This window comes from Caulobacter segnis, from assembly GCF_031454995.1.
Classification (GTDB): Bacteria; Pseudomonadota; Alphaproteobacteria; order Caulobacterales; family Caulobacteraceae; genus Caulobacter; species Caulobacter segnis_E.
On record NZ_JAVDRV010000002.1, the window covers coordinates 1,117,211 to 1,138,974 of the forward strand.

Sequence of the window (21,764 nt, forward strand, 5' to 3'; positions counted from 1 at the left end):
CGTCCTACGGCGTCGTGGGCTTGGTCGCGCCGTACAGGCTGCGGAGGGTCAGGGCGCGCTGGAGCTTGGCCAGCGGCGCCTTGGAAGCAACCTGGATGGTCACCGTCTCGCCCGGAGGCAGGTCGAAGGCGTTGTCGGACAGGGTGGCGTCCAGATCGCCGAAGCTCAGCCATACGGCTCGCGCCAGCTTGGCGGCCTTGATCGTCACCGCGTAGCCGTCGGCGGTCTTGGTCCAGGTCGATGTCAGTCCGGGGTTCGGCAAGGTCATCGCCTTGGCCGGAAGCGGCGTGACGACCGCGCGCGAGATCGTCTTGCCACCCTCGATCAGTTCGACCACGGCGAAGGTGCGAGCCAAGTCCGCGCCCTTGAACAGCGTGTCGTCCAAGAGGGTGGCGACCTGGGTCGCCGCCAGCGGCTTCAGCTCGGCGTCCGACGTGCTGTCCGACAGGACCTTGCCGTCGACATCCATCACCCGCGCGCGCCAGCGCACCGGCGCCGGCGTCACGCGATCGGACAGCAGCGTGATGGTCGTCGCGCCCTTGTCGTGGATCGCGGCCAGGGCGACAGGGGCGTAGAAGTGGCGAGCGCGATAGTGCAGCGCCTTCCAGCGGCCGTAGTAGTCCAGGCTGGACCAGGAAGCGCCGGGCCAGACGTCGTTAAGCTGCCAGTACAGCGAGCCCATGGTCTGGGGCATCGAGGCGCGATGGTGCAGCGCGGCCAACTCGATGCCTTCGGCCTGCATGACCTGGCTGAGGTAGACGAAGTCCTCGAAGGTCTTCGGTTCGCCGTAGTTGCGGCGGATGTAGAACAGAATCCGCTCGTTGCCCTCGCCCTTGGCGTACTTCTGGTGGGCCCGCATGACGGTGGAGTTCGCCGACATGTCCTCGGGCTTGGCCACGGTCTTCAGCGTGCGCATCTCCGGCTGCGACTGCAGCCCGTATTCAGACATGAAGCGCGGCGTGACGTTCAGATACTCCTCGACCGGCAGCGAGCCGCCCCAGACGCTCCAGTAGTGGCGATCGCCGTCGGTCAGCAGGTCGGCGGCGCCGTCATAGTCGGTGGTGGGCGAGCCGGCCCAATAGGGCGTATCCGGATCGTTCTGCTCGACCGCGCCGCGCAACACCTGCCCGAACAGGGTGGTCATGCCGATGACGATGCGCTCGCGCTCCTCGGGCGGGATCGACGTCTTGAAGGTGATCCGGTCGCCCCAGTTCTCCCAGCCGGTCTGGACTTCGTTGTTGCCGCTCCACAGGACGATGCTGGGGTGGTCGCCCAGGCGCTTGACCTGCTCGACGGCCTCGATGCGGGTGTTCTCGCGGAAGGCCACGTCATAGGGCGGGATGGCGCCGCCGAACATGAAGTCCTGCCAGATCATCAGGCCCAGCTCGTCGGCCATCGCGTAGAAGGCGTCGCTCTGATAGTGACCGCCGCCCCACATGCGCAGCATGTTCATGTTGGCGTCGCGGGCCGAGGTCAGGATGGCCTTCATCTGGGCGTCGGTGACGCGCGGCGAGAAGCTATCGAATGGGATCAGGTTCGCGCCCTTGGCGAAAACCGGCACGCCGTTGATCACGAACGTCATGCTCTTGCCCCAGGCGTCGGGCTGGCGACGCAGCTCCACGGTCCGCAGGCCCGAGCGACGCTCGGTCTTGGCGACGACGGCGCCGTTGACGGCGATGCTGGCGTCGAACCGGTAGAGGTCCTGGCGGCCGTAGCCCGCCGGCCACCACAGCTTGGGCGCGGCCACCGGGACGGGAACAGAGACGCGGTTGAGGCCCGGGGCCAGGGTCACGCTCTGGCGCGCGACCGGCAGGGCCGAGCCATCCGGCGCCGTCGGAACGACCGCCAAGTCGACCACGCGCGTGGCGTCGGACTCGATCTCGAACTCGGCCGAGAGGCGCGCATGGTCGGCGGTCACTTGGTCCTGGCGAATGCGGAAGCCGTCGATGCGCGCCTCGTCCCAGGCCTCCAGCCGCGCCTCGCGCCAGACGCCCTCGGTGACGTAGCGCGGCCCCCAGTCCCAGCCGTAGTGGTAGGGCGACTTCCGGACGTAGGTCGAGGTGTGCTTGGCCGGCGGCTCGTCGCCGAAGGCCGAGTCATAGGCGCCCGGCAGTACGTAGGGCTGCTTCAGGATCTCCGGCTGCAGCTTCTTGATCGGCGACTTGAACGCGATGACGATCTCATTGGCGCCCGCCTTCAGCACCGACTTCACCGGCACGCGCCAACGACGATGCTGGTTGTCCGCCGAGAGAAGCTTGGTCCCGTTGACGAAGACGTCCGCGAAGGTGTCGAGGCCGTCGAAGACCAGATCCACATGATCGCGCGCCAGCAGGGCCGCGTCGGCGTCCAGCGTGCGCTTGTACTGCCAATCGGCCAGGCCGATCCATTGCAGTTGCGCCTCGTTGGTCCCCACGAAGGGATCGGGAATGCGACCCGCGGCTAGCAGGTCGGTCTGAACCGTGCCGGGCACGGTCGCCGGCCGCCACCGCAACTCGGCGGCGTGGGTCTTGGCGGCCGCGTCGTCCGGATCGAGGCGGAAGCTCCAGCCCTGGTTCAGGCTTTGGGTTTCGACTGGTCCGGCCAGGGCGGCGGATCCCGCGAGCGCGACGGTCAGGGCGGCGGCGGCGAAGAGCGCGGATCGCGACATTGTCGTCTCCGGATCAGGGGGCGGTGCGAGGGGCCAAGGCCATGGCCTCGACGGTGTAGAACGGACCCGACAGCGGCGCCGTGAACAACAGGCACAGGTCGGCGTCGCCGGTTCCGGCAGGTAGGTCGCCCTTGAAGGTCAGGCGATTGCTGGCCATCGCCGGATCGGGCAGCGGAAAAGTCGCCACGACGGAGCCCTCGCAGCCGCCCGCCCGCACCACCAGTTCGCCAAAACGGGTCGCGTTGTAGTGCCAGCGGACCTTGGTGGTGTCGCCGGCCAGGCCGTAGTGGCGCGGCAGGCGCGCGACCTTGACCTCGAAGCCGCCGGCCAGATCAAGCGGCGCCGCCGGGTACATCTGGCAGGTGTCGAAGAGGTTGACGTTGAAAGCCGGCGCATCGGCTTCCGCCTCGGAGGTCAACGGCGCCCGCAATCCCAGCGCGCCCAGGGGGCAAGCGGTCAGGTCGGTATTGCCGCGGCTCAACAGCGCCACGCGGCTGACGTCGATCATCCGCAGCGTCGCCGTCGCGCGACCATCGGCCGTGAAGGCGGCGGCGCGCACCGAGCCGCCGACGGGAACCGACAGTGGCTTGGCGTAGAGCGGCGAACGCGCGGTCGGCGCCTTGCCGTCCAGCGTATAGCGGATCTGTCCAAAGCTGGTCTGGGTCGACAACGACACCACGGCCTTGCCCGTCCGAAGCGCGGCGCCGCGGCCGTCGTCCAGCTTGAAGTTCACGGCGAAGGCGCTGTCGGCGGCGTTGATCCCCTGTCGCGCATAGCGCAGGCGCTGGATATCCAGGCGCCCCAGGAAACTCTCCCAGTCGCGCCTTTCCTTGGGCGACCAGGTCATTTCCGCGATCGCGTCCAGGCGCGGGAAGATCGCGTGGCGCACCTGGGCGGGTGTGACCAGGTACTCGCTCCAGGCGTTGCCCTGGGCGCCGAGCACGTGGCTAGCCTTGTCGGGCGCGATGCCCTTGGGCATGGGCTCGTAGGCGTAGACGTCCTTCAGGGTCATGATCGACAGGCGACCGGGAGGCTCGTCGGCGCGATCGCTCTGCAGGCTGTCCAGATAAAGGGTCGGCGCGGGCGACAGCACCACATCGTGGCCTTGGTTGGCGGCGTCGATCGCCCCCTGCTCCCCCCGCCACGACATGACGGAGGCCGAAGCCGGCAAGCCGCCCTCGAGGATCTCGTCCCAGCCGATCAGGCGGCGGCCGTGGGCGGCCAGATACTTGCCGAGATGCTCGATGAACCAACTCTGCATCTCGTGCTCGTTCTTCAGGCCCAGTTCCTTCATGCGGGCCTGGACCGCGGGCGAGCTTTGCCACTGGTCCTTGATCGCCTCGTCGCCGCCGACGTGGATATAGGTCGAGGGGAAAAGGGCCATCACCTCGTCCAGCACCCCTTCGATGAAGGTCAGGCTGGGTTGGTCGACATCGAACAGGTAGGGGTTGATCCCCCAGTCCACGGCCACCGGCGGTCGATCGCCGAAGACGCCGATCTCGGGATAGGAGGCGACGGCGGCCTGGGCGTGGCCCGGCATGTCGATCTCCGGGACGATCGTCACCGCGCGTTCCTTGGCGTAGGCCACGAGGTCGCGAATCTGGTCCTGTGTATAGAATCCGCCATAGGGCGTCGCCGAGGGCGCCTCGCCGGCGGTCGGCGGGGCGCGCCAGGCGCCGATCTCCGTCAGCTTGGGATAGCGCTTGATCTCCAGCCGCCAGCCCTGGTCGTCGCTCAGGTGCATGTGCAGCGTGTTCATCTTGTGCGCCGCCATCGCGTCGATCAGCAGCTTGATCGCGTCCACCGGCTGAAAATGGCGAGCGACGTCGACCATGATCCCCCGCCAGCCGAAGCGCGGCTGGTCGCGGACCGTCAGGGCCGGAACCTTCACCGGCTTGCCGAAGGCCGCGTCGGGACTCAGCAACTGGGCCATGGTCATGGCGCCGTACAGCAGGCCCGCGTCGTCCTTGGCGGCGATCCGCGCGCCCTTCGCCGTCACGGTCAGCACATAGCCCTCGGCGGCCGTCACCGACGGGTCTCGGACCAGGACGATGGCGCCCGCCCCGCCTTCCCGCGCGTGGAGGTCAAGCCCGCGCGTCTGCTTGACCTGCCCCGCCAAGAGACGGGCGGCGGACAGGGCGGCGGCGTCGCCGGCCGGCGCGGAAATCACGGCCCCCGAGCGCACCAGCAGCGCGCCCTGGCCCGGGATGAGCTCGGCCGGAACCGGAATGATCGGCGTCGGCGCGGCGGCATGGGCGGAAGCGGCGCTCAGCGAGAGCGCCAGGACCGCGAGGCTCGCGGACAGGAGGCGGCGGGGGCTCATCTATTAATCCTCAGCGCTTGACGACGGGCAGGACGTCCCAGATCGCCGGGTCCTCCGAACCCAGGACCCAGGCGCTGAAGCCGACGAGGCCTCGTTGCTTGACCAGGTCATAGCGAGCCTTGAAACTGCGGGCGTCGGGCATCGAGACCCACTCGTTCATCTGGTCGCGGTACAGGACGTACCAGCTTTCCTTCTGAACATCGTCCCACTGGACCTTCACGCCGTACTCGCGCGCCATCGGGATCGACTCGTCGCCATCGAAATAGACGCCGTTGATGTTGACCGCCTCGCTGCCGTCGGCGCGCACGGGATTGTCGGCGAACCAGCGATAACCGTAGAGCGGGATGCCCAGCGACAGCTTGTCGGCCGGCACGACCTTCAGGGCGTAGTCGAGGTTCTCCAGCACCCACGGCATGCCGCCGACCGGGCCGGGCGGCGTCCAGCGGGTGTGCTGGTCATAGGTCATCAGGCTGATCTCGTCGGCGATCTTGCCCAGGGCCTCGATGTCGTAGGCGCCGCGCCAGTACTCCCACATCCATTTGGAATAGGCGCCCTTTCCCGGGTAGCCGGGAGCGTTCGGCACCACGGCGATCCCCATGGTGAAGCCCGCGCCGTGCAGGGCGTCGGCGGTCTGCTTGGCCATTAGGGTGAAGGCGTCGCGGTCCAGGTAGCTGATGTTCTCGAAGTCGAAGTGGAAGCCGACATAGCCGTTGGCCTTAGCCTCGCGGACCAGGGCGTCGGCCATGCTCTTCTTGGCGGCTTCATTCCGCATCAGTTGATGCAGGCCGGCGCGGTCGGTCAGCGAGATGATCGGCATGACCGGCAGACGCGCGGCCTTGGCCTTGGACAGGACGCCGGGATTGGGCGCGCCCGTGACCAGACCATCCTTCGACACCCCATACCAGGTCGGCACCAGGAGGCCGATCTTGTCGATGTTCTGCTCGAACGAGCGTGTCGATTTGGGGGTCTCCATCAGGTAGAACAAAGCCACCGGCTGGGTCGGCTTGGCGGCCCTGGGCTGGGCTTGGGCGGCGCCCGTCAGCGACAGCCCCAGAAGGGCGGCGGCGAAGAGCGCGTGGGTCAGGATGCGGCGCATGATGGCCCTTTCAAATCAGGCGAGGTCGATACGGTAGACGTAGGCGGCTTGGTCGACGGGCTGACCGCCGACCGCCAGGCGCAGGCCCTCGGCCGACTGGCTGAAGGCGATGTCCCGGCCAGTGCCGAGCGCGGTCACGGCGCGAACGCGGTCGGTGGGCTTGATCGAGGTGATCAGGGCCTCGCTCCCCTCGGGCGCGTTCAGTTGCAGGGCGTAGAGCCGCCCGCCCCGCGTGGTGAAGCGGAAGTCGCGCGCCGTGTAGGGCTTGGTCTTGGTTTCCTGGAACGAGCCGTCGGCGATCTCGGTCGGCCCCTCGCCGAACACGCGCCACGGCCGCGAGCCGTAAATGGCCTCGCCATTCAGGGCCAGCCACTGGCCCATGGCCAACAGAGTGTCGCGGGCGGCCGGGGGCATGCCGCCGTCGGCATGCGGACCCACGTTCAGCAGCAGGTTGCCATTCTTGGACACCACGTCGATCAGCAGATGGATCAGTTGGGCAGGGCTCTTGTAGGTGTCGTTCTCGATGAAGCCCCAGGACTTCTCGCTGATCGAGGTGCAGGTCTGCCAGGTGTTGGCCTGGATGCCCGGCGCCTGGCCCCGCTCGATATCGAGGACGCCGGCGCCGACCGGCATGGAGCCCAGCTTGTAGTTGACGACCGCGCCCTGCCCCTTGGCCGCGCGGGCGTTGTAGTACTGGGCCAGCATCGCCGGGAGGGCGGCGCGGAACTCGGCCTTGCCGATCCACCAGTCGAAATAGATCAGCTCGGGATCGTACAGCTCGACCAACTCGGCCGTGCGGGCCAGCCAGTCGTCGACGAAGGCCGGCGAGACGGCGGTGAAGTCGCCATAGAGATCGGCGTCGTCCTTGCCCGACATGCGCGGATGCGCGGGGCCGTAGAGCTCCAGATAGCGCGGGTCGTTGACGTCCGAGGGGATCTTGCGCCCCTCGTCGAAGAACCAGTCGTGCTCAGCCCGATGGCTGGAGAGGCCAAAATGCAGGCCCTCGGCGCGCGCGGCCTTGGCCAGGTCGCCGATGAGGTCACGCTTGGGGCCAGTCTTGACGGCCGTCCAGTCCGACAGGCGGCTGTCGTACATCGTGTAGCCGTCATGGTGCTCGGCCACCGGCACGACATAACGCGCGCCGGCCTGCTTGAAGAGACTGGCCCAGGCGGCCGGGTCATAGGCCGGCGCGGTGAAGCGCGGGATGAAGTCCTTGTAGCCGAACTTGTCCTGAGGCCCGTAGACGGCCCGGTGGTGTTCGTACTCCTTCGAGCCCTTCTGGTACATCAGGCGCGAGTACCATTCGCCCCCGAAGGCCGGGACCGAATAGATCCCCCAGTGGATGAAGATCCCGAACTTCGCGTCCTGGTACCAGAGCGGCGTCGCGTAGGTCTTCAGAGAGGGCCAGTCCGCGCGAAACGGACCCGCCGCCGTCGTCGCGCGGGCGCGCTTCAGCACCGCCGCGCGCGGCGCGTCGAACTTGGCGGCGGCGCGACGCCAGGCCTGGTCGATCTGGGCCGGGCTCAGCCTGTCGGCGGTCGGCGCGGTCGGCGACGCCGTCTGGCCGAAGCTGGGCGGCGCGGCCACGGCGGCGGCCCCGCCCGCCGCGGCGGCGAGAAAGGCGCGGCGATCAAGGCCTTGGGAAACGGTCTTGGTGTCGGACATCAACGCACCGCTGGGCTGGAGGGAAGCTGCGAGGCCTCGGGCGGAAACGGCGCCGCGCCCAAGGCGAAAGGACGGTAGTCGATCGCCTGCCCGCCGGCGCGGACGCCGTTCGCGGCCAGGACATCGACGCTGAGGCGGACCAGGCCATTGACTGGCTTGTCCCAGGCGCCGGTCACGGAGATCGGCTTGGCCAGATCAAGGTCTCGCGGCGCGCTCTGCGCGATCACCGCGCCATTCTGGTCCAGAGCCTTCCACCGCACCTTGGCGCCCAGCACCGGATAGGACGGCAGGGCGCCGGCCGGGCGAGACGCGATCTTGGCCACGAAGCCCTTCAAGCCGCCCTCCCCCACGGTCCAGCCGACCGAGACGTCGACCACGCGATTGCGTTGCTCCCAGACGGCGTACGAGGGTTTGCGCTGGCGGTTCTCGTCCACGACGCCGTGATCGACATAGCCGTCGACCGAGCCGGCATAGAGGTTCCGGCTGGAGTGATAGTCTTGGTACGTCCAGAAGATCGCGCCGCTGACGAAGTCGCGCTTCTCGAACGCCGCCAGCTGGCCCAGAAGGTTCTCGGCGCGCGCGGCGTCGGCCGATTTGGGGTCGGCGGAGAACGGGCCCGGCCAGCCGAACTCGGAGATGACGAGCATCTTGTCCGGATAGGTCTTGTCGAAGAAGTCGAGCCAGGCGTCCACGGCGTCGGCCCCGCCGCTCCACGTCCCGAAATAGGCGTTGGCCATCACGAAATCGGCCTCGCGCAGGGCCTGGGCCGGCTTCCAGGTGATGGTCACGTCGGAGTCGGCGAACGTCACGAGACGGCCGGGATCAACGGCCCGCACATGCGCCTTGAGGGCCCGGAAGAAGGCCAGACCGCCCGGCTTGGAGGCGTCGCTTTCGTTCATCAGGCTCCAGGCCAGGACGCTGGGATGGTTGCCGGCCTCGGCGATCATCTCGCTCATCATCCGCTTGGCCAGGGCCAGCAGGCGCGGATCAGCCAGTTGAGCCTCCGTCATCTGCCAGATGGGGATTTCCGGGATCAGCAGCATGCCGTTGCGGTCGGCCTCGTCGAGGACCGCCTGGGGCTGCGGATAGTGGACAGGACGCGTCAGGGCCACGTGCAGCGCCGCGAGGTCGTTCCAGTCCCGGCGGATGGTCCCCGCGCTCTCGGCCTGCCCTTCCCAAGGCGAGTCCTGGTGCCGGGTCATGCCGGTCAGGCGGACGGGGCTGCCGTTCACATAGAGACGGCGATCCTTGATCTCGATCTGGCGGAAGCCGATCGCATCGGTCCGCGTGTCGAGCAGCCGCCCGGTCTCGTCGCGCAGCTCTACCGTCAGGCGATAGAGTTTGGCCGCGCCGACGTTCCAGAGTTGCGGCCGGAGGACTTCGAGCTCGACGACCGGCTCGGCCGCGCCGCCGCCAGCCACCTCAACCCTCCGCTCGGCGCGCGCCACGACGCGCCCCTCCGGATCCTCGAGGCGAGCCGCGACGCCATAGGCGTGGGAGGCGCTGTCGACGTTCTCGATGGCGATGCGCGAAACGGCGGTCGCGCGGTCGCCCGATAGGCGCTGACGGATCGTCTGCCCTCGGATCTGGCCCTCATCGGCGACGTCCAGCCAGACATCGCGCAGAACGCCGCCGTTGCGCCACCAGTCGTACCAGACACTGCCGGAGGCCTGCAGTCGCATGGCATAGCCCGGGATGGTGGCGAAGCCCGGGCGGTTGTCGATCGCCACCGCGATCCGGTTCTCGCCGGCGCGGAGCTGCTTGCCGACGTCCAGATGGTAGGCGGTGAAACCGCCTTCATGGCCGCCCACCTCCACGCCGTTCACGAAGACCCGGCTCTTGTAGAAGGTGGCGCCGAAATTCAGTTCGATGTGGCGGCCGGCCAGCTCGGGCGGCAGCGTCACGGTGCGGAAATACCAGGCCAAGCCGTCATAGGCCTCATTGGGGCCTAGGTTCCAGGTGTGCGGGATCGTCACGACGCGCGCCCCTTCGGGAGCCGCGTCAGGCCAACGGGCGCTCAAGCCCGCATCGCCGGGATCGGTTTGGAAGCGCCATGCGCCGTCCAAGTCTATGCGCGCGCCGGCATGGGCCGCTTGACCGAAAAAGGCCAGGGCGATGATCAGCAGGCTCAGCAAAGCGCCGGTTCTGGTCATGCGCGTTCGTCCCTCCCCAAAAACGCGGCGGACCCGAAAACCCGAGGCCCTTCAAGGTCCGACCAGCATCGCTCTCGCCCCGGAGACCAATGCTGTTCAACGGAACCACCCCCAAAGAAAATGAGTCGCCGTCGTCTTGCAGTACGACGGCGACCAAGTCGGGGGAGGTAGTAAGCGCTACATCTTGTAGGCGAAGCTCAGGGACAGCACGCGACCGTTCTTGTAGAAAGCGGTCGGGGCGTCCTTGGTCCCGCTGTACGAATAGTAGGTTTCGTCCAGCAGGTTCTGGGCGTTCAAGGTCAAGGACATCCGATCGGTGAACTTGTAAGCCGCCGAGAAGTCGAGCTGGGTATAGCCGTCGGTGCTGTCCTTGGAGTTCAGACGACCAATCCCGGTGAAGTACGACGAGCGGTAGTTGTAGCTCAGGCGAGCCTGGAACGGACCGTGCTCGTAGTACGGGATGACGTTGACCGTGTACTTGGACAGGAACGGCATGTTGTAGTCTTTAACCTCGGCCTCCGAGTAGGAGACGTTGGTCTGGATGCCGAAGCCCCAGGGCAGCTCGCTCTGGAACGACACCAGCAGCCCGTTGACCTTGGCGTCTTGCGCGTTGATCGGCGAGTTGACGCTGTAGGTCTCGGTCTTCTGCGTGTTCGGATTGAACAGCTGCATGTCGGTCGTCTTGGAGACGACGTAGGAGCTGATGTCGCGGTGGAAGACTTCCGCGGCGACCATGGCGCCCGGCGCGAAGTACCATTCGGCGGAGAACTCGAGGTTCAGCGCTTCATAGGGCTTCAGGTTCGGGTTGCCGCCACCGGCGGTGTGCTGGTTGTCGTCCCGGCTGAAGGCGCCGGCCAGTTGGCCATAGCGCGGACGCGCGATGACCTGGGCGGCGGCGCCGCGCACGACGACGTCGGGCGTCAGCGAGTAGGCGATGTTGAAGGCCGGCAAGAACTTGTCATAGCTCTTGGAGGTCGTCGTCTGGGTGTAGGTGTTGCCGTTGTCGGTGCTCAGCCAGTAGGTCGAGTCGTCCTTGGTGTTGACGAAACGCCCGCCGATGTTGCCGCGCCAGCCGTTCTGATCGAAGTCGGCCTGCACGTAGGCGGCGGCGACCTTTTCGTCGACCTGGAAGCTCGAGCCGTAATCGATGCTGTAGAACGAGTACTTGCGCGCCTTCAGGAGGCGGATGATCTCTTCCTTCGGAATGGTCGTGAACTGGGTGGCGTTACCGCTCGCGCCCAGGCCGCTGAACAGGTCGGACGGCGTCTTGATCGTCTTGATGTCGGCCAGGCTGAACGGGGTGTCGGAATAGTCCGACGTGCCGGCCGAGGACTCCTTGTTGGTGTGGTCGGAGTACTTCGCGCCAAAGCGGATCTTGGTGAAGGGACCCCAATCCAGATCGCGCTTGAAGTCGATTTGGCCGTAGGTTTCCTCGTCCGAGGTCACGCCCGTGTAGACGCCGCCCAGCTGATAGCCGGTGAAGGTGACGCCGTTGCGGGTGATGGTGCTGTTCTTGCGGCTAGCGAAGGTGCCGGGGACGGCCGGGTCGGAGGTGTAGTTCACCACCGTGTTCTTGCCGTCGAACGCGTAGGTGAAGCCCGCGCTGGTCATGGCCGAGAACAGGTATTCCGGATCCTTGCCGCCGGAAGCCTTGGTGTAGCCGCCGTCCGCGTGGATGTCCCACTCGCCCTTACGCCAATTGGCGGCCAGGTTGATGCTGTCGTTCTTGATCGTGGTCTTGCGGTAGTTGGTGTCGAGTTGGGCGGTGTCGCCGTTCGACTTGGGACCAAAGACGCCCTTGGTCATCAGGCCATTGTTGACCGTGGCCGCCTGCAGCGTGCTCGGCGTCCAGACAGCGACCGAATATTCCGACTGGCTGAAGTTGTTGTACTTGCCGTCGATGTGGAGGCCGGTGAGCAGGAACTCCAGATCGTCGGTCGGCTTGTACTGCAGAGCGCCCGAGAGACCGACGCGCTCGCGCGTCTGGTCGAAATAGGCGAAGTTGATGCAGCACGGCAGGCGCGAAGCGCGGAGCTGGGCCAGGCTGGCGTTGGTCGGCGCCGCGCCATTGATGGTCGGACCGCCCGTGACGTTGCCGGCGGCATCGTAGGTAAAGGCGCTGTTGAAGCTGTCGCCGCCGCTGTAGCCGAAATACTCGACCCCGGCGCGCGTCAGGTGCTGCTTGTCATAGGTGGCGCCGAGCAGAACGCCCAGGCTGCCCGTGCTGTCCTTCCAGCTGTAGAGGCCGGAGGCGCGAACATTCCCTTTTTCCGAGCGGTCGTTGTAGGCGTAGCCCACCGAACCCGAGAAGGTGTTCGCGTCCAGGTCCAGCGGCTTGCGCGTATGGACGATGACCGTGCCGCCCAGGCTGCCTTCGTCGATCCGGGCTTCCGGCGACTTGAAGACCTCGGCGCGCGCCACGATCTCGGGCGCGAGAAGCGAGTAGTTGAAGCTGCGGCTGGAGCGATCCGACGGGTTGCCGCCCCAATCGGCGGAGGCGATGCTGTGGCCGTCGACCAGGATGCGGTTCAGGGCCGGGTCGGTGCCATGGATGGCGACCCGCTCGCCTTCGCCGAACTGGTGGTCGACGCTGACGCCAGGCACGTGGGCCAGCGCTTCGGCGACGTTACGGTCCGGGAACTTGCCGACGCCCTCGGCGGTGATCACGTCGACCACCGCATTGGCTTCACGCTTGACTTGGATCGATTTCTTCAGGCTCTCGCGGATACCGGTGACGACGACTTCGTCGACCGTGGTCTCGCCGCCAGTGGCCTGTGCCGAAGCGGCCCCCGCCGCGAATACACCCACCAGAGCAGTGGTCAGTAGAACGTGTGATCTGAGGCTCATTTTCGAGTCCCCCTCCCCTTTGAGCGCCTAGGCCCTCGCCTCCGCCAGACCGCCTTACGGCGGCCACATCGGATCCAGCGGCCCGCCGATCGGCTAAGACCATTAAGATACCTTATGCGACCTTTAGCCTGGATTGGGCTGCACCCGTCGTCAATTGGTAATTTAAATTGTGTTTATAATTCTCAAAATGCGCATAAATTTGAGACGCGGAATGACCACGAGGGGGCGGCACACGGCGCACCCCGCTCCACCATGAGGTGAGCCCACCAAATATATCACATATATTCAATGATTTAACAAAAAACACGAAAGGCCGCCGCTCGATGATCGAGCGTCATCGCCCAGACGGCGGCCACTAGAGCCAATAGCAGCAATTGGTTCTGTCTACAAAAAACCTGGGCGCGATCCTCGTGCTGCTCGCCTGCTCCTGGATTGGTTATGGATCTCGACGGTATTTGCGATCGCCCCTTGTTGGAAGTTTGTGTCGACGACGCCGGCGGACTGGCCGCCGCGCGGCGCGGCGGCGCGGATCGCATCGAGCTCTGCTCGGCGCTCGCTCTCGACGGCCTCACCCCGTCGACCGGCCTCATGCAGATCGCGTCGACGCTCGACCGACCAGTCTATGCGATGATCCGTCCGCGGGGGGGTGACTTCGTATTTTCGGACGCCGACGCGGACATCATGCTCCGCGACATCGACGCCGCCCGCGCGGCGGGCTTGCCGGGCGTCGTGCTCGGGGCGAACCGGCCGTCAGGCGAGCTTGACGCCGGCGTCTTGACACGCCTGTGCCGTCACGCGGCCGGCTTGGGCATGACGCTGCACCGCTCGATCGATCTGGTTCCAGACCCCATCGAGGCCGTCGACCTGGCCGCTGAGCTCGGATTCGAACGGATCCTGACCTCTGGCGGCGCGGAGACAGCCGAGAACGGAGCCGACCGGATCGCGCGAATGGTCGCTCGCGCCGGGAAGAGGCTGTCGATCATGGCCGGCTCGGGGGTGACGCCCGCGAACGCGCCAGACATCCTGAGCCGGACGGGCGTGCGGGAACTGCACGGATCCTGTAGCGCCCCCGCCGAGGCTAACGCCGGCTTCGCCACCCTCGCCCCCTCGGCGTCTCGCGAGACCCGCTCCGAAATCGTGGCCGAAATGGTCGCCGTGCTCACGCGGCATGCGTCCAGATCGCGCGTCGGCGATCGCACGCTAAGTTCCGCGTCGAGCTAGGCCATGTCGTTCGCCGACCTCGTGGGCCGCCTGGAGCCAAACAACACCGCGCCGCTCTATATGCAGCTCCAGCGCGTGCTGCGGGAGGCGATCCACGGCAAGGTCCTGCCACGGGACACGCCCCTCCCCGCGGAACGCGATCTTGCCGAAGAGTACGCCGTCTCCCGCATCACCGTCCGCAAGGCCCTTCTTGGCCTGGAGGAGGAAGGGCTGCTGAACCGGCGACGCGGCGTCGGCACTTTCGTCGCGGGGCGGGTCGAAAAGAACTTCTCCAAACTCTCGTCCTTTTCCGAAGACATGCTCTCCCGCGGGCGCCGCCCCCATAGCGCCTGGATCAATCGATCCGTGGGAGAGGTCACGCCCGAGGAAGCGCTGTCGCTAGGTCTCTCGCCGGGCGCCGCCGTCTATCGCTTCCACCGCATCCGCTATGCCGACGACGCCCCGATGGCGTTGGAGTACGCCACGATCCCCGCCCATTGCCTTCCTACGCTGAACGCGGTGGAGGACTCTCTCTACGAGGCGCTCGAGCGGAGTGGTCATCGTCCTGTCCGAGCCCTTCAAAGGCTCCGAGCCGTCAGTCTGTCCGCCGAGCAGGCCGAACTTCTCGGCGCCACGCCCCGCGACGCCGGCTTGCTGATCGAGCGACGCGGATTCCTCTCGGATGGACGGCCCGCGGAGTTCAGCCTGTCCGTCTATCGAGGCGACACCTACGACGTCGTCGCCGAACTCGGCGACAGAAGAGCGCTCGATCCTAGCGGACGATGGCTTTGGGGGCGCCTTCGAAATCTTGACGCAAAACGCCAACCGTAGGTGGATCATCCCGCCGAGAATCGTGCGGAATATGCTGTCGCGGAGTGAATGTCGCGTAGTGGGTGTCGCGGGGACAGTGGATGGCGCGATCAACGAGCCGGCCGAAAGGTGCGAGAGACAGGACCCAGGAGGCGCGGCTTTCGGGCACCAATCTCGAGCGCGCCGGCGACTACAACCAACGCGTCACTCTGCAGGCGATCCGCCTGGAAGGCCCCCTCACCCGCGCCGACCTCGCCGCGATGACGGGGCTGACGGCGCCGACCATCGCCAACATCACCAAGCGCCTGCTGGACGAGAACCTCATCCTCGAAGCGGGCAAGCTGCACGGCGAGCGCGGCCAGCCGGCGATGAAGCTCGCCGTCAATCCTGACGGTTGCTTCTCGCTCGGCATGAACATCGACCGCGACCACATAACCCTGGTCCTGCTCGACTTCGCCGGTCAGGTTCGCGCCAGAGCCACGCGCGAGATCGATTTCGCCTCGCCAGACACGGTGCTCGCCTTCTTCGAAGCCGAGACCCGACGGATGCTGGAGGGATGGGAGCTCGACACCAAGCCGATCCTGGGCATTGGCGTGGCGATGCCCGACGACATGGGCAGCGTGGACCTGCCGCATAGACCGCCCGAATATAGCGCCTGGAACCACGTCGACGTCAGGGCGATGCTGTCGCCCGTGCTTTCTGTGCCGGTGTATGTCGAGAACGACGCGGCCGCCGCGGCCCTCGGCGAGCTGCAATACGGCCATGGCCTGCAGAAGCCGAGCTTCTTCTACATCCTGCTGGCGTCGGGGCTGGGCGGCGGGCTCGTGATCGAGGGCGAGTATTTTCGTGGCGCGAACGGACGCAGCGGCGAAATTGGCTTTCTGCCCGTGCGGTCTCGCCGGACCGAGGGGCGCACATTGCAGGACGCGGTTTCCCTTTCCGCGCTCTATGCGGACCTTGAAGCCTCCGGCTTCAAGCCGGCCGCGCCGGAAGCGCTGCTGGACTTGCCCCCAGAGGGGCAGGCAATCATCGATTCTTGGATTGATCGGGCGGCGGAGCTTCTCGCGCCCACGCTCGCCGTCGTCAACTGCGTGGTCAATCCCGAGGCGGTCTACCTCGGCGGAAGGCTACCGGCCGCGATCGTCGCTCGACTAACCCACGCGCTCAACCAGCGCCTGACCAAGATGGAGAGCGTGCCGATCATGGCCAAGGTCCTCCGGGCGGCGACGGCCGAAGACGCCCCGGCGATCGGCGCGGCGACCCTCCCGTTCATCGGCCAACTGCTGCCCTCGAAGGCCACGCTACGAAAAACCGCCAAGGAGTGAAGGCGCGCAACCCGGATGATCTCGAACGCGAAACGCTCCGAAAGGCGACCTTCGGAGAAGGCGCTTCGCCGCTTTTAAGCAGGCCGGTTCCAACTTGGGGCCCAGCCGCGCGCGCCGCCAACGAAGCGCACCCTGATTATAGGGATCAGCGACTACGCGCCCGCCACGCCGTTGCGCACGCCTCGTAATGACGCCGACGTGATCGCGATCACGCCCGAATATAACCATTCGGTTCCAGCCGGCCTCAAGAACGCGATCGACGTCGGCCCACGCCCGAGACCCAAGCCTTCTTAAGCCGCTTCGTCGCGGCGTTCGCCGACTGGGTGACGGTCATCCGGAGCACGCAAGCGCCCGGCGCGGAGCAGACCCTCCCGGGGGCCGAGAAGAGTCAGGCTTCCGCGTTCGCAAGACCGCGGTCGCCGCCCTCCCCATCCGCAAACGAGGCTCCGGACGGAGGAGGCCATCAGCGGCTTTGGCGGCGCTGGCGTGCTCTGGCGTGCTCTGGCGTGGTTTTGGCGCGCCCTGCAGGATTCGAACCTGCGACCGTTCGCTTAGAAGGCGAATGCTCTATCCAACTGAGCTAAGGGCGCGCGCTCGCCGGCCCAGCCTGGCGGACCCTAGTGGGTCCAGGGCTGCTTGCGGTTGGCCGCGAAGTTGTCGGCGTAGGCCTTGATGATCCGCTTGGGCGTCTTGGGCTCGAACAGCTGGAACGCGATCTCGTGGCGCTGCGCATAGGCCACGGCCTCGTCGCGGGTGTCGAACGTCAGGCGAATCTGACCGTTCATGTCGCTGGACTGCGTCCAACCCATCAGCGGATCGGACTTGCGAGCCGACGCCGGTTCGAACTCTAGCACCCAGTCCTTGGTCTTGGCCTTGCCGGACTGCATGGCGTTCTTGGCGGGGCGATAGATGCGGGCCAGCATGGACCTCTCCCAAAGTGCCTTGCCGATGGTCGGAGCGGCAGGATTTGAACCTGCGACATCCTGGTCCCAAACCAGGCGCGCTACCAGACTGCGCTACGCTCCGAAACATCGGCAGGCGGCTGCTCTACAGGGGTTCGCCGCGCGGATCAACGGATGCTAGCCTCATCCCTTCGGGAAGATCCTGTGTAAAACGCGATCGCCGGGCAAGATTCCGAGCTGCGCGGCCCGTCCGCCGGCGATTTCGAGGACGCCCAGGACAAGCCCCCCCGATGGCAAGGGCGTCTCGTCATGGGGACGCGCGTTGCGAACGATCGACAGGATTCGCCCGTCCGGCTGGATATAGATGATGTCCAGCGGGATCAGCGTGTTCTTCATCCAGTAAGCGGCCGGCCGCGGTCGCTTGTAGGTGAAGAGCATGCCTCGATCGGGCGCGAGGGCCTTGCGGAACATCAGTCCCCTGGCCTGTTGGGCCTCGGTGGCGGCGATCTCGACCTGGAAGCGCGCGCGACCGCGGCTGGTGACGACCTCGACCGTCTCCAGCTTGGCCTCCGCCGCGCGCGCTCCGCCAAAGCCGAGCGCCCAAGCCCCGCCGGTCGCGGCGAGGATCGCGCGCCTGTCGATCATGGATTCCGCCACACGTCACCTCGTTCGAAAGCTGGCCCAGAGACTAGCTTTCGAACCAAGCGGGCGAAAGTCAGGCGTCGCAGGCGGTGATCTCGGCGACCACCAATCCCTTGGGCCCGCGCGCGAACCGGACAAGCACATCGTCGCCAGGCTGGAGGTCTTCCAGACCCCCGCGCCGAAGCGTCTCTATATGGACGAAGATATCGCCAGGCTCCGCGTCGCGAACCACGAAGCCGTACCCCTTGGTCCGATTGAACCATTTGACCTTGGCGCGTTCCGCCGGCCCTTCGGGGACCAGGGCGCCTCGGCCATGGCTGTCGCCTCGCAGGCCGTCCCGACGGGGAGGACCATCGGCGAAGGTCCGCTTCTGTCGCTCGATCGGCGCGGGCGCGGAACTTTCGTCAAGATTGACGACCTCGCTGACCTGCCAGCCCTTGGGCCTTCGCACCACATCACAGACGATCACCGCGCCTTCCAAGGCGGTCTCCCGCCCGCAGTTGCGCAACGACGTCACATGCAACAGCACGTCCTTCAGCCCAGTCTGACCAGGATCATCGGGTATGATGAACCCATAGCCCTTACCGGCGTCGAACCACTTCACTCTGCCACTAATGCGTACGAACTCTTCGTGCGCCGCAGCGTCCTCGAAATTATAACCAGACATCCCACCCCTCTGGCTCGCCTGATCAGCCCATCGGAGCGAGCACACGAGAACAGTGTTCTCGCGTAAGGAGAACCGTCAATGACGAAATCGCGTCAGACGGCCACGCAAGCGCCATCCGCGACATTTCGCCGCGGACACAATCTGGAAACATTCTGAAATACAGCCGAAGATGGCAGTCCCTAGGGGAGTCGAACCCCTCTCTCCAGATTGAAAATCTGGCGTCCTAACCGATAGACGAAGGGACCACGTCGCCGCCGTCGGCGGAACATCGTCGATATATGGCCTCGCGGGTGGCAGTCCCTAGGGGAGTCGAACCCCTCTCTCCAGATTGAAAATCTGGCGTCCTAACCGATAGACGAAGGGACCACGGCCCCGCGAGGAAGCGGGTGTATAGCCGCGCCTTTTGGGCCGCGCAACCCGCTGGAAATCATTTTTTCGGTCCGTCCACATCCTCCGGCGCGACCAATATCGATCAACGCGCCAGGCCTCGTCGGATACGCGGCTAAGCGTAGCGCGCCCGGGGGTCGTTGGCGTCCTCGATCTCGAACTGCACGCCGTTGCGGCCCATGTAGTCGTCAGGCTTCAAGCGCCCCGCCACATCCAAGGCGCCGCCGCCGGCGAGCAGTCGCTGTCCCAGCGGCGTCTCGGCGCTGCGCCAGCTGACGGCCTTGATCCGATCGCCGGTGGGACCGACCAAATCCAGGCGCACATGCCCGCCCTTCAAGGCCATCACGCGATCGGGCCGTACCTGGGTCAGGGCGAACATCGGCTCGGGATTGCCGGGACCAAAAGGCGCGAGGCGTTGGAAGTCGTCGTGCAGCGCCCGACTCGCCGCGCGCGGCTGCAGAAGGACGTCGATCTCGACGGCCTCGGCCCCCACCGCCTCCATCTCGCCGGACAGACGCGCCTCGAGGAAGGCCCGGAACTCGGGAATCATGTCGGGACGAATCGAAAGCCCCGCAGCCATGGCGTGCCCCCCGCCCGCCATCAGCAATCCCGCCTCGAAAGCGGCTTGGATGGCGCGGCCCAGGTTCACGCCGGGCTGCGAGCGTCCCGAGCCCTTGCCGACATTGGCCGCGCGGTCGATGCCGATCACCACCACAGGCTTGCGAAAGCGCTCGCGCAGGCGGCCGGCGACGATGCCGATCACGCCGGGGTGCCAGTCCTCGCCCGCCACGACGATCACGGGCGCATCCGGATCGAGGTTCCCGCGCTCAAGCATGGCGGCGGCTTCCTCGACCACGGCGGCCTCGACCGCCTTGCGCTCGGTGTTGAGGCTATCGAGCTCCTCGGCCAGGGCGCGCGCCTCAAGCGGGTCATCCGTGGACAGAAGTCTCGCGCCAAGGTCCGAGCGCCCAATGCGGCCGCCCGCGTTGATGCGAGGCCCCAGAATGAAGCCGGCATGGAAGACCGACGGCGGGCCAGAGCCCTTTCCCACCTCGAAAAGCGCCTTGAGGCCCGGATTGCCCCACGATCCCATGGTCCGGAGGCCCAAGGTGGTCAGGGCGCGGTTGAACCCGACCAACTGGGTCACATCACAGACCTCGCCCAGCGCGACGAGATCCAGCCACTGGCGCGGATCAGGCTGCGGTCGTTCCTCCGTGAACAGACCGCGCTTGCGCGCCTCGCGATTGAGCGCCGCCAGCAGCACGAACGTCACCCCGGCGGCGGCCAAGACCCCCTGCCCGCTCTGGCAGCCCGGACGGTTGGGATTGACGACCGCCGCGGCGGCGGGCGGGTCCTCGCGCATCAGGTGGTGGTCAATGACCACGACCTCGAGCCCGATCTCGGCGGCGCTGGCGATGGCGTCGTAAGCGGCCGCGCCGCAGTCCAGGGTCACGACCAATTCGGCGCCGCTCTCGCGAATCTTGCGGAAAGCGGCGGGGCTGGGCCCATAGCCCTCGGTCAACCGATCGGGAATGTAGATCGGCAGTTCGACGCCCATGTGTCGGAACCACCGGACCAACTGGGCGGCGCTGGTGGCGCCGTCGACGTCATAGTCCGCGAAGACCATGGTCGGCCGCCCCCGCTCCAGGGCGTCGATCAGGATCTCGGCCGCCCGGTCCATGTCGGTGAAGCTGGAGGGGTCGGGGAACAGCGCCTTCAGGGTCGGGCGCAGATAGTGTTCGGAATGCTCAAGCGACACGCCGCGCGCGACCAGGGCGCGGGCCAGAGGCTCGATCAGGCCATGGCGTTGCTGGATATCTCGCACCACCAGCGCATCGGCCGCGCGCTCACGCCAAGCGCGGCCGCTCAGCGAACGTTCGACGCCGAGAAAGGCGCTGGGAGCGAAATTCGAAACACCATCGGCGGCCATGGCGGCAGAGTACCCGGTCATGCGGATTCGCTCCATGCGACACCGCTATGACAGTCCCGGACGCAAGAGCCTGTCCTGTTTAGATGCTTGAGCGTCTAAACAGGATAAACAGGCTCTAGAATCAAACATTTAGAGCCCTTTTGAACGCTTTAGATGATTCCATCTAAAGCTAAAGGGCTCTAGGTCAGCCGCGCAGCATCTCCGCGCGGACCTCCTCGACCTCGTTGGCCGAGCCCAGCACCACCGGCACGCGCTGGTGCAGCTTGGTCGGCTGGATGTCGAGGATGCGCTCGGCGCCATCGGTCGCCTTGCCGCCGGCCCGCTCGACCACGAGGCCCATCGGGTTGGCTTCGTACATCAGGCGCAGCTTGCCGGGTTTGCCGGGCTCGCGAGCGTCCCACGGGTACATGAAGATCCCGCCGCGCATCATGATGCGATGGACGTCGGCCACCATCGAGGCGATCCAGCGCATGTTGAAGTTCTTGGCCCGCGGCCCTTCCTTGCCCTTCAGGCAGCCGTCAATGTAGCGGCGCACCGGCTCGGCCCAATGGCGCTGGTTCGACATATTGATCGCGAACTCGGCGGTGTCGGGCTTGATGCTCAAGGCCGGGTGGGTCAGCAGCCATTGGCCGTCGGCGCTCAGGGTGAAGGCGTTGACCCCGCTCGACAGCGTCAGGACCAGCATGGTCTGCGGGCCATAGACGGCATAGCCGGCCGCGACCTGGTCGCGGCCCGGCTGCAGGAAGTCGGCTTCGGTCGGCGCGTGGCCCGCCGGCGCGGGCAGGACCGAAAAGATGGTGCCGACCGAGACGTTGACGTCGATGTTGCTGGAGCCGTCCAGCGGGTCGAACGTGACCAGATAGCCGCCCACGCGACCGGTCGGCTCGACCTCTTCCAGTTCTTCCGAGGCGAGGCCGGCGACCGGGCCACAAGCCTTGAGGGCGTCGCTCAGCATGTCGTTGGTGATGACGTCGAGCTTCTTCTGCTCCTCGTCCTGCACGTTCGTGCTGCCGGCGGCGCCCAGGCTGCCCGACAGCGCGCCGGACGCCACCACCCGGCTGATCTGGGCGCAGGTCGCGGCGATCGTCTGGACAACGTCCTTCAGAGCGGCGTCGGCCGGCTCCGCCGCGAGCCAGGCGGCCAAGTCGACAAAGGGGGTCATGGGAACCT

At 66.6% G+C, this 21,764-nt stretch carries 15 protein-coding genes and 4 tRNA genes; 4 read left to right on the forward strand and 15 right to left on the reverse strand.

The window, feature by feature from the left end; translation table 11 throughout:
* Window positions 1–4: 4 nt before the first annotated feature.
* The 6 genes from J2728_RS11115 to J2728_RS11140 all read right to left on the reverse strand — a co-directional run bounded on the left by J2728_RS11115 (window position 5) and on the right by J2728_RS11140 (window position 12,731).
* Window positions 5–2,647: a beta-mannosidase gene (locus J2728_RS11115; RefSeq protein ID WP_309999093.1), complete on the reverse strand. Its 2,643-nt coding sequence runs from the start codon at window positions 2,645–2,647 to the stop codon at window positions 5–7.
* A gap of 13 nt (window positions 2,648–2,660) precedes the next feature.
* A complete protein-coding gene (locus tag J2728_RS11120; RefSeq protein WP_309999095.1) occupies window positions 2,661–4,970 on the reverse strand; it encodes a beta-N-acetylhexosaminidase in 2,310 nt (769 codons plus the stop codon).
* A gap of 10 nt (window positions 4,971–4,980) precedes the next feature.
* On the reverse strand, window positions 4,981–6,066 hold the full coding sequence (locus tag J2728_RS11125; protein ID WP_309999097.1) for a glycosyl hydrolase family 18 protein: 1,086 nt from the start codon (window positions 6,064–6,066) through the stop codon (window positions 4,981–4,983).
* Between the two features lie 15 nt (window positions 6,067–6,081).
* On the reverse strand, window positions 6,082–7,731 hold the full coding sequence (locus J2728_RS11130) for an alpha-L-fucosidase (protein ID WP_309999098.1): 1,650 nt from the start codon (window positions 7,729–7,731) through the stop codon (window positions 6,082–6,084).
* Window positions 7,731–9,884 (reverse strand): glycoside hydrolase family 2 protein, encoded by a 2,154-nt coding sequence (locus tag J2728_RS11135; RefSeq protein ID WP_309999099.1) that lies wholly within the window; start codon window positions 9,882–9,884, stop codon window positions 7,731–7,733. The genes J2728_RS11130 and J2728_RS11135 overlap by 1 nt, the downstream gene beginning before the upstream one ends.
* A gap of 177 nt (window positions 9,885–10,061) precedes the next feature.
* On the reverse strand, window positions 10,062–12,731 hold the full coding sequence (locus J2728_RS11140; RefSeq protein ID WP_309999100.1) for a TonB-dependent receptor: 2,670 nt from the start codon (window positions 12,729–12,731) through the stop codon (window positions 10,062–10,064).
* A gap of 438 nt (window positions 12,732–13,169) precedes the next feature.
* Here J2728_RS11140 and J2728_RS11145 point away from each other — a divergent pair, with 438 nt between their 5' ends.
* From J2728_RS11145 to J2728_RS22285, 4 genes are all read left to right on the forward strand, one after another.
* Window positions 13,170–13,952, forward strand: coding sequence for a copper homeostasis protein CutC (locus J2728_RS11145; protein ID WP_309999102.1), 783 nt, complete (start codon window positions 13,170–13,172; stop codon window positions 13,950–13,952).
* 3 nt (window positions 13,953–13,955) lie between these two features.
* Window positions 13,956–14,762, forward strand: a complete 807-nt coding sequence (locus J2728_RS11150; protein ID WP_309999105.1) for a GntR family transcriptional regulator — start codon at window positions 13,956–13,958, stop codon at window positions 14,760–14,762.
* Window positions 14,763–14,842: 80 nt separating this feature from the next.
* On the forward strand, window positions 14,843–16,066 hold the full coding sequence (locus J2728_RS11155) for an ROK family transcriptional regulator (RefSeq protein ID WP_309999107.1): 1,224 nt from the start codon (window positions 14,843–14,845) through the stop codon (window positions 16,064–16,066).
* A gap of 198 nt (window positions 16,067–16,264) precedes the next feature.
* On the forward strand, window positions 16,265–16,360 hold the full coding sequence (locus tag J2728_RS22285) for an NAD(P)H-dependent oxidoreductase (protein ID WP_473701034.1): 96 nt from the start codon (window positions 16,265–16,267) through the stop codon (window positions 16,358–16,360).
* 219 nt (window positions 16,361–16,579) lie between these two features.
* On the opposite strand, the gene J2728_RS11160 is transcribed toward J2728_RS22285, so the two are convergent.
* The 9 genes from J2728_RS11160 to J2728_RS11200 all read right to left on the reverse strand — a co-directional run bounded on the left by J2728_RS11160 (window position 16,580) and on the right by J2728_RS11200 (window position 21,756).
* Window positions 16,580–16,656: transfer RNA gene (locus J2728_RS11160), tRNA-Arg, on the reverse strand.
* Between the two features lie 27 nt (window positions 16,657–16,683).
* Complete coding sequence (locus J2728_RS11165) at window positions 16,684–16,989, reverse strand: ETC complex I subunit (protein WP_099443843.1); 306 nt, start codon at window positions 16,987–16,989, stop codon at window positions 16,684–16,686.
* A gap of 26 nt (window positions 16,990–17,015) precedes the next feature.
* Window positions 17,016–17,092, reverse strand: a tRNA-Pro gene (locus tag J2728_RS11170).
* Window positions 17,093–17,151: 59 nt separating this feature from the next.
* Window positions 17,152–17,613, reverse strand: coding sequence for a DUF192 domain-containing protein (locus J2728_RS11175; protein WP_309999110.1), 462 nt, complete (start codon window positions 17,611–17,613; stop codon window positions 17,152–17,154).
* Window positions 17,614–17,683: 70 nt separating this feature from the next.
* The gene (gene cspD, locus J2728_RS11180) at window positions 17,684–18,277 is read right to left on the reverse strand and encodes a stationary phase survival cold shock domain protein CspD (protein WP_309999112.1); all 594 of its coding nucleotides are present in this window, start codon (window positions 18,275–18,277) and stop codon (window positions 17,684–17,686) included.
* Window positions 18,278–18,447: 170 nt separating this feature from the next.
* A tRNA-Glu gene (locus tag J2728_RS11185) sits at window positions 18,448–18,522 on the reverse strand.
* 46 nt (window positions 18,523–18,568) lie between these two features.
* A tRNA-Glu gene (locus J2728_RS11190) sits at window positions 18,569–18,643 on the reverse strand.
* 136 nt (window positions 18,644–18,779) lie between these two features.
* On the reverse strand, window positions 18,780–20,594 hold the full coding sequence (recJ, locus tag J2728_RS11195; protein WP_309999467.1) for a single-stranded-DNA-specific exonuclease RecJ: 1,815 nt from the start codon (window positions 20,592–20,594) through the stop codon (window positions 18,780–18,782).
* 184 nt (window positions 20,595–20,778) lie between these two features.
* Window positions 20,779–21,756, reverse strand: coding sequence for a class 1 fructose-bisphosphatase (locus J2728_RS11200; protein ID WP_309999113.1), 978 nt, complete (start codon window positions 21,754–21,756; stop codon window positions 20,779–20,781).
* Window positions 21,757–21,764: the final 8 nt, after the last annotated feature.